Source organism: Hathewaya histolytica, assembly GCF_901482605.1.
Lineage (GTDB): Bacteria > Bacillota > Clostridia > Clostridiales > Clostridiaceae > Hathewaya > Hathewaya histolytica.
This window is the reverse complement of record NZ_LR590481.1, coordinates 143,264-160,028: the sequence shown is the minus strand read 5'-3', so window position 1 is coordinate 160,028 and position 16,765 is coordinate 143,264. Positions and strand designations below refer to the sequence as shown.

The window sequence follows — 16,765 nt, the reverse complement described above, 5'->3', positions numbered from 1 at the left end:
CACCTTCTCCCCCCTAATTTTATAATCTATTTTCCTCAAAATAGTTATTTATACTAAGCATATCCTTATCTCCTCTTCCCGATAAATTAACTACAATTATCTCTTCCTTACTTTTTTGTTTTGCAAGTTTAGCTACATATGCTAAAGCATGTGAGCTTTCAATAGCAGGTATAATTCCTTCAAGTCTACTTAAAAGTTTTAATGCTTCCATTGCCTCATTATCATTTATAACCTCATATCTAGCTCTTCCAATATCATTAAGATATGCATGTTCTGGTCCAATCCCAGGATAATCTAATCCTGCTGATATTGAATATGGCTCTTGTATCTTTCCGTCCTCATCTTGAAGAACATAGGTCATCATACCGTGGATAACACCCAAAGTTCCTCCTTTCATACTAGCTGCATGTTTTCCTGTTTCTACTCCAAGTCCACCGGCTTCTACCCCTATTAGTTCAACCTCTTTATCTTCTATAAATGGATAGAAAATCCCCATAGCATTACTTCCTCCTCCTACACATGCAACTATGTAATCTGGAAGTCTTCCCTCTTTTTCTTTAACTTGGACCCTTACTTCTTCCCCTATTACCTTTTGGAAATCACGAACCATAACTGGGTATGGATGTGGTCCTACTACAGAGCCTATGACATAAAAAGTATCAGAAACATTAGAAACCCAGTGCATTATAGCCTCATTGACTGCATCTTTCAAAGTTCTAGAGCCTGATGTTACACTGTGCACCGTCGCTCCCAAAAGTTCCATTTTAAAAACATTGAGACTCTGCCTTTTAATATCCTCCTCTCCCATAAAAACTTCACATTCCATACCAAACATAGCTGCTACTGTGGCTGTAGCAACCCCGTGTTGTCCTGCTCCTGTTTCTGCAATTATCTTCTTTTTACCCATTCTCTTAGTCAAAAGAACTTGTCCTATAGCGTTATTTATTTTATGTGCACCTGTATGATTTAAATCCTCTCTTTTTAAATAAATCTTAGCCCCACCTAAATATTTAGTTAGATTCTCTGCATAATATAATGGGTTTTCACGGCCTACATAGTCTTTTAAATAATACTTGTACTCATTTATAAACTCTTCATCTTTCATAGCCTTATAAAACTCTGTCTCTAGCTCTATTAATGCACTCATTAAAGTTTCTGCTACATATTGTCCACCAAATTCTCCAAATTTACCGTTCATAATTAACCCCTCACCTTTTCTATAATTTTTTTTATTTTGTTATAATCTTTTAGTCCATTACTTTCAACACCGCTAGATACATCTACGGCATAAGGATTAAATAAATTAATACCCTCTTCCACGTTGTAACTATTTAGTCCTCCAGCCAAAACAATCTTTATCCGTTTAGGTAATGCCTTTGAAATTTCCCAAGAAAACTTTTCCCCAGTACCACCAAGTTCTTTATGAGAAAAGGCATCCAATAAAACACCATAATCCTTATATTTATCTATCTCTTTAATGCTGTTGATACCTTTAACTCGTATAGCTTTCCAAATTTCAAAATCTGAAAAGTTCCTTAGATACTCCAAGGTTTCACTTCCATGAAATTGTAGTACATCGAACTTTAAATTACTTGCAATCTCTCTAACTTTATCTAGACTTTCATCTACGAAAACACCAACTTTTTTAATATTTTTGTCTAAATCTAAAATCAAGTTTTCACATTGATTTGAACTAACCCTCCTCTTGCTCTCTGCGAATACAAAACCTACAAAATCAGGCTTTACCCTATTTACATACTCTATATCCTCTCCTCTTGTAAGACCACATATTTTAATTTTAGTCACTACACATCCCCCACTTTACCCTTATCTAAATAATCTTTAAAATATTATTTTTATTATTAATATTCCTCATTAGACTCTCTCCAATTAATGCACCTTTAACTTTAAGAGACTTTAAATACTCTATATCTTCTCTGTCTTTAACTCCACTTTCTGAAATTATTAATCTTTTGCTATCTACATTCTTCATTAATCTTTCTGTAGTCTTTAGATTCACCTTAAAAGTATTCAAATCTCTATTGTTAATACCTATAATTTCAGCGTCACATTTTAGGGCAATGTCCAATTCATGTTCATTGTGAACCTCTACTAAAGCATCTAATCCTAGTTCCCTAGTCAACTTGTAAAACTTAGGAAACTCATCACCTAGAACCGATGTAATAAGAAGCACAGCATCTGCACCTATATATCTGCTTTCGTACAATTGATAGATATCTACTATAAAATCCTTTCTTAAAATAGATTTTGTGGTAAACATTTTGGCAAATTTTACATAATCATCACTTCCCTTAAAATACTTACCTTCTGTTAATACAGAAATAGCATCTATTGGGAGGACTTCATATAGTTTTGCAATTTCCACAACGTTAAAATCTTCTTTTATAATACCTTTAGATGGAGATGCTCTTTTTATTTCACCAATGATTGCAAAGTCCTTTTCCTCTAATGCCTTTTTAAAACTTCTCTTAGTTTCAAGAAATATATTTCTCTCTTCTTTCTCTATAAACTTTCTAAGATTAAATTCTGATAATATGGACTTCTTATGTGCCACTTCTTGTTTTTTATCATTTATTATTTTATCTAAAATCATATTACAACTGCTCCTTTATGATAAGTTACTAGATCTTGAAACTTTCTATATGCCTTTCCTGAATCTATTAGCTCTTCTGCATATCTTATTCCCTCTTTTAGATTTTCTGTAATCTTACTTACATACAAAGCAGCTCCTGAATTCATAACAACTATATCTCTCTTAGGTCCCTTTTTACCCTTTAAAATATCAATTATTATGCTGCCATTTTCTTCTGAATCTCCGCCTTCTATATCTTTTAAACCTACCCTCTTTATTCCAAAATCTTCTGGCTTTATAAGGTAGGTTCTAACACTTCCCTGTTTCACTTCTGTAATTTTAGTTTCTGTAGTTGTAGTTATCTCATCTAACCCATCTATCCCATGAACAACTAGAGCTCTTTCACGACCTAACCTTAAAAGCACCTCTCCTATAGTATCTGTGAGTTTACCATCATAAACTCCCAGAACTTGTCCCTTTATATCTGCTGGATTTATAAGAGGTCCTAAAAGATTAAACACTGTCCTTACCCCTAACTCTTTTCTAATAAGAGCTACATTCTTCATAGAAATATGATACTTAGGTGCAAATAAAAAGGTCATTCCATTCTTATCTAGACATTCTAAAGATTTCTCTTCATCCATCTCTATATTGAATCCTAAATACTTTAATACATCTGCACTACCACTTTTACTAGATACAGCTCTATTTCCATGTTTCACCACCATCGCTCCTGAAGCAGAAGTTATTATAGCTACAGCAGTTGATATATTAAAAGTTCTTCCACCATCTCCCCCAGTACCACAAGTGTCTATAGCGTAACTATTATTTACTGAAAAAGGTTTTGAACATCCCTTTATAGCCTCTGTAAAACCTGTAATCTCTTCTATACACTCTCCTTTCATTCTAAGAGAGGTTAGAAAAGCACTAATTTGAGAAGGAGTAAGTTCTCCATTCATAACGGAACTCATAATCTTTATAGACTCAGTTCTAGTTAAGTCTTCTCTATTTAAAACTTTCTCAAGTATACTTTTAAACATACAATTCCCCCCGCTAATTTTATATTTAATTATCCATATAAGTTAAGTCAATTCTTACAGCTAAATTACCTCCATAGTTGCCTTTGCCTTGTTAACAGTTTCCACATACTCAAATTCCGGCGTAGATCCTTGGACTATGCCTCCTCCAGCACTGATATATGCATATCCATCTTTATAAAGTATGGTTCTTATGGAAATTGCCATATCCATATTTCCATTAAAGGACATATATCCTACTGTACCTGCATAAAATTCTCTTCTTACATTTTCAAGTTCAGCTATAATTTCCATAGCCCTAATTTTTGGCGCTCCCGATACTGTTCCAGCTGGAAAGCATGCTTTCAGAGTATCTATACAGTCTATACCTTCTTTAACACGACCTGAAACTTGTGATACCAGATGCATAACGTGTGAATATCTCTCCACTTGCATAAGTTTATCAACCTTCACAGAGCCTTCTTCACTAACCCTACCAATATCCATCTTTCCAGTATCCACTAACATGGTGTGCTCAGATATTTCTTTTTCATCATTTAATAATGATTCCTCCAACTCTTTATCCTCTAGTTCCATTTCCCCTCTTCTTCTAGTTCCAGCTATAGGATTAGTTATAACTGTACCATTCAACTGACTTACAAGATTCTCCGGAGAAGCACCTATTAAATTAAATTCTTCAAAATCTATATAGAACATATATGGTGATGGATTAATATATCTAAGCTTTCTATAAATTTGAAATGGTTCTGACTTTGTTTCTATGGAAAATCTTTGTGAAAGAACCACTTGAAGTATATCACCGCTTTTTATATAATCTTTTGCTCTTTTTACAAGTTCATAATACTCTTCTTTTTCATAATTACTTTTAAAGTTCTTATCTTTTGAAACGGCTTCTAAAGGTATACTTTCCCTTTTTTTGTTTAGTTCCCCATATAACTGATTTAATCTATTCTCTATTTCTATAAGACTTAAGTCATCCTCTGGAGTTACGTTATATATTAGCCTTAAACTATTTTCCTTATGGTCATAAATCACAATGGTTTTATAAAATAACAAAATACTTTCTGGTATTCCTATATCTTTTTTATTTTTATCTTCTATATGCTCTATTTCCTTAATGAAGTCATAAGACATATATCCTATTGCTCCTCCTGTAAAAGGAATTTCTTCTCCTAAATCCAGATACTTAATATTTAAATGCTCTTTTAAAACATTAAATATATCTTCTTTAACTTCACTTTGTTTTCTTTCATCGGATAAATCCTCGATTATATTAACTTTATGGTTTTCTAGCACTATAGCTTTATATGGTTCCACACCCATATAAGAGTATCTAGTATTCTTAAGACGAAATTCCCTATTCTCTAAAATAAATTTATATTTTCCCTCTAAGTTATAAAACAAATCTATAGGATCTAATTTCTTAGCTTTAAATTCTAGACATATTGGAAAACTATACCCTTTATTTTTCAAGTTATTAAATTCTTCAGAGCTAACTTTACTCATAAAAAACCCTCCTCTTAAATTTAGATAAAAAAAGAGCCACTTCATCCTCTATATGGGACGAAGTGACTCGTGGTGCCACCCAAATTTATATCTCACTTAAATGTATAATAGCTTATCAAAAAATAAAAGACATTTCATTCTTTAGAACGAAATGTCATATATTCGCTATGCCATCTAAACATAATATCTCTCAATAAAGTACAGAGCTTAAATATGCTCGATACCCTGTCATTTTAACGGTAGACTATCCGGTAAGTACTACTACAAAAGGTTCGTACTCCATCTCACAGACCCATTCACCATAAATTACAGTACTTGGCTCACACCACCCCAAGTTCGCTGGAACTAAACTTCTATAGCTACTCCTTCTGCTCACAGATTTTCACTCTTATTATTATTTATAATCTATACAACTTCAAAGGAAATTACATTTACCTAATGAATTTAAATTTATTAACTATATTATAAATAATATTCTTAAAATTGTAAATATATTTTATGGTATATTTTCTTTAATATTTTTATATATTAATCCATATTCTCTATTATAACTGAATAATTCTCCTTTAATCTAAGTAATTCTTCCTTTACCTTTTTTTCACTCTCTAAAAGTTCACTTACATAAACTTGTATATTTTCAGATAAACTTCTTCCATTGAATATAGCCCTATCAATATCTTTGTTTAAATCTGCTCTTACACAAAAATCATTTATAAACAAATCTATCATCTTCGAAAAGGACTCTGAACTTGTAATAACTCCTCTTTTGCTTGTTAATAATTTTACATCCAAAAGCTCTCTTTTAAACTTATTCATAGAATGCCTCGTTATGCACGTTAACTCACGAGCTCTTTCCATGTCCTCTTCTTTTAAGCTATCACTTCTTATGAGATTTTTAAAAAATCCTATTTTCTTTGAACTACTTAGAATCTGCATAAGTTTATCTATACATTCTAGAACATCATTTCCTGCATCTATTGCCTCTCCGTATTCTCTAATATCATATTCTATATCAGCTAATCGTTCTCTAAGGTCCATTAACTTTAAATTTTCCTCGTCAATACTATTACTTTGTTTAATTAATTCTTCTTTTTTCTTAAGTATTTCTTTAAACTCGTCTTCTACATTTGAGTAACATAGTAACTCTTTTTCTATATCATCTTTCTGGTTTAAAAGATTCTCTATATTTAAGTTTTCAAAAACTTCTTTTTCATTAAGAATCTCTTTATTTATCTCATAAAGCTTCTTATCAAGCTTACTTTTTTCCCTTAATTTTTTCTTTATTTCTATTAACTTTCCATTTAACTCTGTAAACATATAACTTCCTCCTTTATATGTTAACAATTCGATAAACATTGATTAACTTCTATGATTTATTAAATAATAACATACAAAAGGTAAGGTATAAATAGATAATAAAGACCTACTCATAATGTAATGATTTTACAGAGTCTAATTTAGTAACTCTATATGCAGGATATAGGGCAGATATAAATCCAGTAAATAAAGTTACTATTGCAGCTAGTGATAAAGTTTTTAAATTTATTTTTATAACCTCTTCAAAACCTGTGCTACCTTTTAAAGCTACATTTAATCCACCAGATATTAAAAAAGAAATTATAATTGCAAATAAATTAGCAAGTAAAATTATAATAACTGATTCATATAAAAATATCTTTCTTATATAAGACTTTTTATATCCTATAGCTCTCATAACTCCAATCTCTCTTGTTCTCTCTATAACTTGTATAATTTATACCCTTTCCATCACTTTTATTTTTCATAGTTACAACAAAAGATTCTGGACTTAAAACACTATCAAATAACCCCTTCACTCTATCTTGAACACCAGTACCAAAAGCAAGTCCTAATATAATTCCCATAATACCAACAGAGGTTCCTAAGGATATTAAAATATTACGAAACTTCCTATTCTTAAAATTATTAAATGCTATTTTAAATGTAGCCATGATACCTAATCTAGGTTTATCACTATATTTATGATTATTTTCCATATCATTTTCATTATCTTCTGATTCCGACACTCTATATTCTTCTTCAATTAAACCATCCTTTAAACTGGTAACTTTAGTAGCATACTTAGTTAAAGCTTTATCGTGGGTAACCATTATAGAGGTATTAAATTAAAATTTTGAAATATGAACCCTATTTCATTCTTTTTATATAAATCTATTTAATAAACCTATTTTATATAATGATTCAGTTCTTTTTCATATTCATAAATATAATTAAGATTTTTTAATTGTTCTATATTTTTACAACCCAACAAGAGCATCAGAACCCTAATCTTATGAGCCAATCCCTCTATTTCTTTTTCAGCTTCATAGATGCCTTTCAATTTTAATGTTCTTAATATCTTCCCACTAACACCTGCAATTTCTGCCCCTAAAATTAATGATTTGACAATATGCTCTGCCTTACTTATTCCACCACTTGCAATTAATTTAAAATTATAATCTGCTTTCTTACATAGTACTAAAGATTGTGGAGTTGGTATTCCCCAAGAGAAAAACTCTGAATAGTCAAAAACAAGATTTCTCATATTCTCTATCTCTATGAAATTAGTTCCCCCTTTGCCTCCTACATCTATGTACTTAACACCTATTTCTGATAATTTCTTTGCAGCTTCATAGCTTATTCCAAATCCAACTTCTTTGACAATTACAGGTTTACTTATATTTTTTATTATATTTTCAATATTCTTAAGAATTCCTTTGAATTCCCTATCTCCCTCTGGCATGCAAATTTCCTGTGCTACATTTAAATGAAGTTGAACAGCATCTGCATCTACCATTTCTATAACTTTAAGTACATTTTCATATGGCGATGTAGCACTTAAATTAGAAATAACTACACCATCACCTATAATATCTCTAACTATAGTAAAAGAATCCCTGCTCCTCTTATCCTTCAAAGCTACAGTTTGAGACCCCACTGCCATGGGTATATTAAACTTTCTAGCCAGTGTTGCAAGATTCTTATTTATAACTTTAGTATCTTCTGTTCCTCCGGTAATTGCATTAATCATAAAAGGTAATGATATTTTTTTGTTTAAAAACTCATAAGAGGTATCTATCTCTTCAAAATTAATATCCGGAAGAGCATTATGAAAAAGATTTATATCCTTAAAGTAATCTTTAGAATGCTTCTCCATTTTTAAAAAGTTTGATATATGCTCGTTCTTTCTTGCAGCCCTTATCTCTTGTTCATTTAATTCCATTTACTCTCCTCCAAATAAAATTAATATCTATATATACTTTTATTTTCATCATAAACTTATGGACATTAATTATATTAAACACCAAATTAACAACAATATATAATCTTATTTATATATTATTACTTAACTTATATTTATAATTCAATAGATTTTATGGCATAGTAAAACATACTAAATTTCGCATAATTTTTATATTAAATATTTAAAATAATAATATAGGTTTTTTTATAATCAAAATTCATGTGAGAACTATAATTTATATATTAAGCCCTCTATCATGTTAACATATTATCATGTCATAATTTTACAGTCAATTAATTTAAAATAGCTATTACATAGCTTAATAAATAATTACTACAGGTTTATTTAAAAGTTCTATTTTATACTTAGTTTAAAAGTTTATAACTTTTTTATATTCTTGTATTGACAATTACATTTTAATATGTTAAACTTTTTTACAATTCAATATTACTTATCAAGAGTGGTGGAGGGACAGGCCCTATGAAACCCGGCAACCAGTATAGTATATTCTATACCAGGTGCTAATTCCTGCAGCATTATGCTGGTAGATGAGGATTAAATTCGGTTATCATAGCCTAAGGAAATCCTTAAGGCTATTTTTTATTTTACAGAAATAATTATTATTTATTACAAAAATTAATATGTATTTCTTATCAAGAGAGGTGGAGGGACTGGCCCTATGAAGCCCAGCAACCAATACAATTATTTGTATACGGTGCTAATTCCTGCAGCGTTAAGCTGATAGATGGGACAATTTAGGTAAAGCCTGAGATTGTTCTCAGGCTTTTTAATTTTTTTAAAACTAATATGAAGGAGTGACAATATGAATATTAAAAACAAAATAATAGAAATTAAAGATTTGAACAAAAACTTTAATAATAAAGTAGTTCTTAAAAATATATCTTTTGATGTAGAAGAAGGAGAAATACTAGGTATTGTAGGCCATAGTGGTGCTGGTAAATCTACTCTACTAAGATGTCTTAATGGACTTGAAACTTATGAAAATGGCTCTATAAAAATAGACGAGAATGAAGTAAAATCCCTAAACTTAAATAATTTAAGAACTCTTAGACGTAATATGGGCATGATATTTCAAGGATTTAATCTTTTAAATTCTAGAAATGTATATAAAAATATAGCCTTTCCCATAGAAACATGGGGCTATAACAAAAAAGCTATAGATGAAAAAGTTAAAAGTTTAATAAAGCTTGTTCACCTTGAAGATAAACTATACAGTAATATAAGTTCCTTAAGTGGTGGTGAAAAACAAAGAGTTGCCATTGCAAGAGCTCTAGCTCTAGAGCCAAAGATTCTTCTATGTGACGAGGCAACTTCTGCTTTAGATCCAAAAACTACAAAATCTATATTGAGACTTTTAAAAGAAATAAATGAAAAACTAAATATAACTATAGTACTTGTAACTCATGAAATGGAAGTTGTAAAAGAGCTTTGCACCAAGGTAGCTCTTTTAAATAGTGGTAATCTAATATCTCATAGCAATGTACAGGATTTATTCCTCTACCCAAATCCTGTATTAAAAGAATTCTTAGATGAGGACTTAAGTATACTACCTACCACTGGTATAAATATAAAACTATATTTTAGTAATAATGTAAGTAGCAACAGTATTATAAGCAGCATGGCAAGGGATCTGAATATAGACTTCTCTATAGTATTTGGTAAATTAGAACAATTTAGAAATGATATTTTAGGAAACCTAATTATAAACACAAATGAAAAAAATAAAAAAGAGATTTTAAACTATTTAAATGAAAAATCTATTTTATGTGAGGTGATTTAGAATGATAAATGAGTATCTATTAGCACTATGGGAAACTGTATATATGGTTTTTTTCTCTAGCTTATTTTCAATAATTTTAGGATTCATTGCTGCAATAACTCTATTTTTAACAGAAAAAAATGGAATCAAAGAAAACTCCTTTATCTATAAAACTTTAGATTTTGTAGTAAATATACTTCGTTCTTTCCCTTTTATAATTTTAATGATTGCAATTATACCTCTTACTAAATTTATAATAGGGACAAGTATAGGTACCTCTGCAGCCATTATTCCTCTAACCATAGGGGCATTCCCCTTTGCAACAAGAGTAATCTATTCTTCTTTAAAAGAGGTTCCTAAAGGATTAATAGAGGCGGCTCAATCTTTTGGGTGTAATAATTTTCAAATCATTTTTAGTGTACTCCTAAAAGAATCTCTACCTTCTATCATAAGAGGAATTACCCTGACTGTTATAAACCTTGTTGGATATTCAGCCATGGCAGGTGCTATAGGCGCAAAGGGACTTGGAGATTTAGCCATACGATATGGCTACCATAGATTTAAAACAGATGTGATGATTGTAACCATAATAATATTAATTATCTTAGTACAACTTATTCAGTTTATTGGTGATACTTTATCCAAAAGACAAACTGTTTAAACCATATCAAAAATATAATAACTAAAAACCTAAGGAGAGATTAAAATGAAAAAGATACTAAGCTTTATTTTGTCAATAACTTTAATATTTACACTAGCTGCTTGTGGAAGTTCTAGTGTATCAAAAAATAATAAGGAAATTAAGGTTGGAGCAAGTCCAGTTCCACATAAAGAAATACTAGAAGCAGCAGCTCCTGTGCTAGAGAAGGAAGGTTATAAATTAAAAATAGTAGAGTTTACAGACTACGTAATTCCTAATAGAGCACTAAATGAAAAATCTATAGATGCAAACTTTTTTCAACACATTCCATTTCTAAACGACTCAGTTAAAGAAAAGGGATATGATATTGATTACACAGTAAAAGTTCATCTTGAACCCCTTGGTATATATTCTAAAAATATAAAAAATTTAAAAGAACTAAAAGAAAAATCTTCAATTGCTATACCTAATGATCCAACTAATGGTGGAAGATCTTTAAAACTTCTAGAAAAGTCTGGTCTTATTAAATTAAAAAACGTAGATAATCCAACTGTAAAGGATATTGAAGAAAATAAAGGTAACTATGAAATAAAAGAATTAGAAGCACCTCAGCTTCCTCGTTCTTTAGAAGATGTTGATATTGCAATTATAAATACAAATTATGCCCTAGAGGCAGGATTGACTCCAGCAAAAGATGCTCTTTTTATAGAAGGAAAAGATTCTCCTTTTGCTAATATACTAGCCGTAAGAAAAGAGGATAAAGAAAATCCTAAAATTAAAGCCTTATCAAAAGCACTAAATTCACCAGAAGTTAAAAAATTCTTAGAGGACAAATATAAAGGAAGTATTATTCCAGCTTTCTAAAATAAAAAATACAAATTCTTATATAACCTACTGTTATACATAGCAGTAGGTTATATATTTTTTCTCTAAATTTAAACGTCTATATAAATAAATATAATTTATTACAAATTATGATAATTTTTTCTTGATACTGGTTAGCTTTTACTGTATAATTTTTATGGTAAATATTATCCTTATAGCTATACAATGGTTCTTATTCAATAAATCTCTAAACTGTTCACTTTTTAGTTATGATGTTTAAATTAGGGTAATATTATATAGGTATATAACAGTTATTAGAATACTAAAATGAATATGGGGTGATTCTATGTCAAATGAACAAAATATAAGGAGACTTACCAGAAACAGTTGGCTCTTTATAATCACATTCTTCTTTACGGGAGCATTAAGTGGAATAGCTTATGATGCTATGACTACTTATGCACAAGAAATCTCTGCATCAGTTGCTGCTGGCTTCTCAATTTATCTTGGCCTTGGAACATTTATTGCTGCAATTATTTTATTACTAGTACCAAAGCTAGGATATAAGATAGTTTTAGGTTTCTCAGCCATTGTAGCCATTGGTTCATTTCTACTTACTAACATTTCTAATAACGAAGTTTTAGTCACAGTTGCAGTATTAGGTGTCTTGCTTGCGATTTCTTTATTCGAAGCTACATTACCACCTTATTTAACTGCTTATACTACAAGTAAAAACAGACAAAAGTTTTTCTCAAGGGCTTTATACTTAAATGTTCTAGGAATGGTTTTAAGCACTAAACTTGGTGGACTTGTTATAGTGTGGAGATTTGGAAACAGAATTGGAAAAAGTTTTAATGAGGCAAAAGCATTAACAACAAAAATAGCGGAATTTACAGCCGTTCAAAAAAGCGCATACCTACTTGCTCATAAAGATTTATTACTTATGTGTGTGGCTCTAGGTGTATTATGTTTCCTACCTATTTTATTCATAAAACAAGAAGTTTCAGACTATAGAACTGTTGAAAAAACTGAAGAAAAAACTAAATTTGATATAAAAGTATTTGCAAATAAATACGTTATTTTATTCCTCGTATATACTATATTTATAAGATTAGGTTCATCTTTAATTATGCCTTATATATCTATTTTCTTAGGTAAACTTGGTATAGATCGATCCACAGTATCAACTATTTCAACATTACAATATGGTGCAATGGTTATATTTATGATAGTTTCTCCATGGGTAGTTAAAAAAATAGGACAAGTTAAAACCCTTGGATATTTTTCTTTAGCCTCTGTTCCATTTATGCTACTTATATGCAATGGTAAGGCATTTGGCCCACTAATGACTCCAGTTGTTACTATGTCTTTCTTCTTAAGATCAGGATTTATGAATGCTGCTTATCCTGTAAGTAACTCACTTCCAATGGAATTTGTAGAAAAAGATTATAGACCAGCTTATAACTCTATAATATTTGTAACTACAGGTGTATGTTCTATCCTATCAGGTATATTTGCGAAGACATTTTTATTTAAACTTGAAGGTGGTTATTCTTACGCTTATTATATAACCTCTGTCTTATATGCTACAGCAGCTATCATCATTTTAGTAGCATTTACAAAAAAATATAATAGGTCTTTTGAAAATGCTGATGAAAATGAAACTACAAGCGAATCTAGTGTAGAGGTATAACCCACATGTATATTAATAATACCAAACATAGGTTATAATGCTTTATACAAAATACTTTTAATAGAGATACAAGTATCTAAATAAAATATGCAAATGAAAATAGGTATCCACTTTAGGATACCTATTTTCATTTACCTATATAAAATATATTTAGAAACATATTAATTAATCTAGGTAAGCTCTTAACATCCATAATGTTTTTTCATAATTACCTATAAATGCAGCTGCCATATCAATTACTGCTTGAACTTTTTCTTCTTCTGCTAATTCTAAAATTTCCTTAGAAGATTTCAACATAACTTTAAAATCCTCTGAAACTTCTTTTACAGAGTCTTTAGTTGATATTTTCTTTGCTTCTCTTTCTTTTATTGTTGCAACACTTAAATATTCCTTCATTGAAGCCATTGGAGTATATCCAAGTGATAATAAAACTTCGGCAACCTGGTCTAAATCTAATGATGTTTGGTTATAGAAATTTTCATATTGAGTGTGAAGTTCGAAAAATCCTAATCCTGATACATTCCAGTGATAATTATGTAACTTAGTATATAACACATTTAAATTAGCTAAATAAACATTTAATTCTCTCTCTAAATTTTTCTTTTCCATTCAAATCCTCTCCTTTGATTAAAATGATTTTGTTTTAACGCACTACATTAACCTTCCATTCATAACTACTACTTTACTAACCATAAATAGTTTGCCTAAATTCAAATATTTTACTCATCTTATGTTTAATATTATAGAGGATAATATTAGCATTGTCAATAATAATTATTAATAAATAATTATTATCTTATAATATTTATTTTTAATCACTTTCAAAGAATATAAGATCTATATTTTTCATTCTCCAAACTAAGAAAAATAGAGCACTTATGATGAAAAAAACTACTAATATAATTGCACATTCTTTAATTATAGATATATAAGAAATATTCTCTGTCAATATTAATATTATTAATGTATTTAGCGAAGCCACTATAAAAGGAAGAAAAAATATCACATACATTTCTCTTGTAACTATGGACTTAATTTCTCTACTACTCATACCCAGACTTAACATGGTCTTATAATTCTCTTTATTATCTTCAAGATCTAAATAAAATTTAAAATGTATAAAGCTCATAGCTCCAAAATATAAAATTAAGCTTATAAATATTGTTAAATATAAAGTTAAATTAGATTCCTCTCTATGTTCTCTATAATATTCTATTTTAGACATTAAAAATACACTCTCGCCCAAAGTTTTTTTTATACTTTTATATTCATCTCTTATTTTCCTGTCAATTCTATATAAATTCTCCCACTTTTCTATTTCATATCCTATAAAAGTTTCTTTTTCTTTAATATTAAGTTCACTTATTAAGCTCTTATTCATTACAATATTATTATGATATAATCCTTGAAAAAATATTCTTTCATTAGAAATTCTTATTATTGTAACTTTCCTATCTTTATCTACAGTTATTTCTTTGTTTAACATAGCATTTTCTTCTTTAGAAGTCCTCGGAAACTGTGGTAAAAGAACTGCCTCGTTCTCTTTTAAAGATATTCTAGGAAAGTTAAGTATAGATGCCACATTATTATAATCTTCTACTGAAATTATGTTATAGTCTTTAACTTCAAAAATATTAACTTCAGCCTTAGAGTACTTTATACTATTTTTATTTAGTATATCGTCTATAAATTTCTCATTTACCTCATTTCTGCTAGTTGTATAATTTATAGTAAATGGAAATTCCACATCTACTGACTTTTTAGATATAAAATTCATAATATAAAAGTTCGACATAATTATGAAAGATATAGATAAGAACATAGTAGTAAACATTAAAAGCAAGGTATTTTCTCTAAGTTTAGACTTTAAACTAGACATTACAATAATATTTACTTTTTTATAGTACATACTTTTAATGCTACTTAAGACCTTAAGTGTAAGTTCTATTACATACATAAAGAAAATATAATTTCTTAATGAGAAACAAACTAGTAATAAAATTATTACTCCTGAAAATCTCATATTTCCATTAAATATATTTATAAGTAAATATACTTCTAGAATAAATAAGAAAAATCCTATAGATGAAATTATTAAAAGTATAGAAAAATTTTTTTGTTTCCTGTTCTTATAAAGTAAGATTTTCTTTTTAAATTTATCGATTAATTTATAACAAATAACAGGTAATAACACGAATACATAACTATACATTATTATAGTGTAATAAACGTTATATATAGATATATAAAAATTCAAATTATTAGTTTTTATAATACCATCTAAAATGATAAGGAAAAACTTTAATAATGCTATGCCTAAAATTATTCCAAGAACCATACTTATAATACTCATTATCAGGCTTTCTATAAAAATCATTTTAGTTAATTCCTTCTTACTAAAGCCTAAAACCTTAATAATATTAAATTCTTTTCTCCGCCAATATATAAACACAATAAAGGACGAAATAATAAATATAATACTAAAAATATATAAAAGTATTCTGTATGTAGCTATTCTTCCAGCAATTTGTTCATAAGGAGCTTCTTTAAGAGAAGGATGATTCTCTATAGAGAAAAATATAAAGAATGTAGCAATAGAAAATATTTCACTAATTAAATATATATAATAGGTTTTTAAGGTCCTTAAAGTCTTTTTAACCATAGTATAATTAAAATTCATATAAATTTCCTCCGAGGAAAGAAATAACATCTAAAATACTTTCATAAAATTCTTTATGGTCTTTTCCCTTATATATTTCATTATAAATTTCTCCATCCCTTAAAAATAGTACTCTATCTGAGTAGCTTGCCGCTAAAGGATCATGAGTTACCATAAATATAGTTCTTCCCTCCTGTCTATTTATACTTTTAAACACTTCTATAACTCTTTTCATAGACATAGAATCTAATTTACTAGTAGGTTCATCTGCAAAAACTATATCAGAATTACTAATAATAGCTCTTGCTATAGCAACTTTCTGTACCTGTCCTCCTGATATTTCATCTATATATTTATGAAGAATATTTTCTATGCCTAGTTTTCTTATGCTCCTCATATCACATTCATTTATTTCAAGACTCTTTTCTCCTCTTAATATCTTAGGAAATATTAAATTTTCCTTTACTGTTAATGTGTTAATTAGCTTAAAATCTTGAAATATAAAAGATAACTTATCTTTCTTTAGGTTAGATAATGCTAGGGAATTAAGTTCTATACAATTTCTACCACCAATAATCAATTCTCCTGCAGAAGGCTTTAAATTGATAGATAGGATATTAATCAATGTAGTCTTTCCACTTCCAGATGGCCCCATGATAGATATAAATTCACCTTCATCAATACTTATATTTATATCCTTTAACGCAATATGTCCCTTTCTGCTACCATAAATTTTATATATATTTCTTAATTCTATTAAACTCATAAAT

At 29.0% G+C, this 16,765-nt stretch carries 16 protein-coding genes, 2 riboswitches and 1 other annotated feature; of the genes, 4 read left to right on the top strand and 12 right to left on the bottom strand.

Features of this window, described 5'->3' with window-relative positions; translation table 11 throughout:
* Positions 1 to 19 precede the first annotated feature (19 nt).
* From trpB to fni, 9 genes are all read right to left on the bottom strand, one after another.
* Positions 20 to 1,198: a tryptophan synthase subunit beta gene (gene trpB / locus FGL08_RS00800; protein ID WP_138209006.1), complete on the bottom strand. Its 1,179-nt coding sequence runs from the start codon at positions 1,196 to 1,198 to the stop codon at positions 20 to 22.
* Positions 1,199 to 1,200: 2 nt separating this feature from the next.
* Positions 1,201 to 1,806: a phosphoribosylanthranilate isomerase gene (locus FGL08_RS00795; RefSeq protein ID WP_138209005.1), complete on the bottom strand. Its 606-nt coding sequence runs from the start codon at positions 1,804 to 1,806 to the stop codon at positions 1,201 to 1,203.
* Positions 1,807 to 1,831: 25 nt separating this feature from the next.
* Positions 1,832 to 2,614: an indole-3-glycerol phosphate synthase TrpC gene (gene trpC, locus FGL08_RS00790; protein WP_138209004.1), complete on the bottom strand. Its 783-nt coding sequence runs from the start codon at positions 2,612 to 2,614 to the stop codon at positions 1,832 to 1,834.
* Positions 2,611 to 3,633 (bottom strand): anthranilate phosphoribosyltransferase, encoded by a 1,023-nt coding sequence (gene trpD, locus FGL08_RS00785; protein WP_138209003.1) that lies wholly within the window; start codon positions 3,631 to 3,633, stop codon positions 2,611 to 2,613. The genes trpC and trpD overlap by 4 nt, the downstream gene beginning before the upstream one ends.
* Positions 3,634 to 3,693: 60 nt before the next feature.
* The gene (gene trpE, locus FGL08_RS00780) at positions 3,694 to 5,136 is read right to left on the bottom strand and encodes an anthranilate synthase component I (RefSeq protein ID WP_138209002.1); all 1,443 of its coding nucleotides are present in this window, start codon (positions 5,134 to 5,136) and stop codon (positions 3,694 to 3,696) included.
* Between the two features lie 50 nt (positions 5,137 to 5,186).
* Positions 5,187 to 5,521, bottom strand: a binding site (T-box leader).
* A gap of 143 nt (positions 5,522 to 5,664) precedes the next feature.
* Complete coding sequence (locus tag FGL08_RS00775; RefSeq protein WP_138209001.1) at positions 5,665 to 6,453, bottom strand: hypothetical protein; 789 nt, start codon at positions 6,451 to 6,453, stop codon at positions 5,665 to 5,667.
* Between the two features lie 106 nt (positions 6,454 to 6,559).
* The gene (locus FGL08_RS00770) at positions 6,560 to 6,850 is read right to left on the bottom strand and encodes an FtsX-like permease family protein (protein ID WP_138209000.1); all 291 of its coding nucleotides are present in this window, start codon (positions 6,848 to 6,850) and stop codon (positions 6,560 to 6,562) included.
* Positions 6,831 to 7,265 carry an ABC transporter permease gene (locus FGL08_RS00765; RefSeq protein ID WP_138208999.1) on the bottom strand — a complete coding sequence of 145 codons (435 nt, stop codon included), beginning with the start codon at positions 7,263 to 7,265 and terminating at the stop codon, positions 6,831 to 6,833. Before FGL08_RS00765 ends, FGL08_RS00770 begins: the two co-directional genes overlap by 20 nt.
* Before the next feature lie 74 nt (positions 7,266 to 7,339).
* Positions 7,340 to 8,377 carry a type 2 isopentenyl-diphosphate Delta-isomerase gene (fni, locus tag FGL08_RS00760; RefSeq protein WP_138208998.1) on the bottom strand — a complete coding sequence of 346 codons (1,038 nt, stop codon included), beginning with the start codon at positions 8,375 to 8,377 and terminating at the stop codon, positions 7,340 to 7,342.
* A gap of 469 nt (positions 8,378 to 8,846) precedes the next feature.
* A riboswitch (SAM riboswitch) is annotated at positions 8,847 to 8,953 on the top strand.
* A 92-nt stretch (positions 8,954 to 9,045) separates the two neighbouring features.
* Positions 9,046 to 9,150: riboswitch (SAM riboswitch) on the top strand.
* 89 nt (positions 9,151 to 9,239) lie between these two features.
* Here fni and FGL08_RS00755 point away from each other — a divergent pair.
* From FGL08_RS00755 to FGL08_RS00740, 4 genes are all read left to right on the top strand, one after another.
* The gene (locus FGL08_RS00755; protein ID WP_138211227.1) at positions 9,240 to 10,199 is read left to right on the top strand and encodes a methionine ABC transporter ATP-binding protein; all 960 of its coding nucleotides are present in this window, start codon (positions 9,240 to 9,242) and stop codon (positions 10,197 to 10,199) included.
* A gap of 1 nt (position 10,200) precedes the next feature.
* Positions 10,201 to 10,839 (top strand): methionine ABC transporter permease, encoded by a 639-nt coding sequence (locus tag FGL08_RS00750; protein WP_138208997.1) that lies wholly within the window; start codon positions 10,201 to 10,203, stop codon positions 10,837 to 10,839.
* A 45-nt stretch (positions 10,840 to 10,884) separates the two neighbouring features.
* Positions 10,885 to 11,682, top strand: a complete 798-nt coding sequence (locus FGL08_RS00745) for a MetQ/NlpA family ABC transporter substrate-binding protein (protein WP_138208996.1) — start codon at positions 10,885 to 10,887, stop codon at positions 11,680 to 11,682.
* A 307-nt stretch (positions 11,683 to 11,989) separates the two neighbouring features.
* Positions 11,990 to 13,336 (top strand): MFS transporter, encoded by a 1,347-nt coding sequence (locus FGL08_RS00740; protein ID WP_138208995.1) that lies wholly within the window; start codon positions 11,990 to 11,992, stop codon positions 13,334 to 13,336.
* 165 nt (positions 13,337 to 13,501) lie between these two features.
* Here the strand turns inward: FGL08_RS00740 and FGL08_RS00735 are convergent, their stop codons facing one another.
* From FGL08_RS00735 to FGL08_RS00725, 3 genes are all read right to left on the bottom strand, one after another.
* On the bottom strand, positions 13,502 to 13,945 hold the full coding sequence (locus tag FGL08_RS00735) for a Dps family protein (RefSeq protein WP_138208994.1): 444 nt from the start codon (positions 13,943 to 13,945) through the stop codon (positions 13,502 to 13,504).
* Between the two features lie 202 nt (positions 13,946 to 14,147).
* Entirely contained in the window at positions 14,148 to 16,016 is a 1,869-nt protein-coding gene (locus tag FGL08_RS00730) for an FtsX-like permease family protein (protein ID WP_171011938.1), read from the bottom strand.
* A complete protein-coding gene (locus FGL08_RS00725) occupies positions 16,006 to 16,761 on the bottom strand; it encodes an ABC transporter ATP-binding protein (protein WP_138208992.1) in 756 nt (251 codons plus the stop codon). Before FGL08_RS00725 ends, FGL08_RS00730 begins: the two co-directional genes overlap by 11 nt.
* Between the last annotated feature and the right edge of the window lie 4 nt (positions 16,762 to 16,765).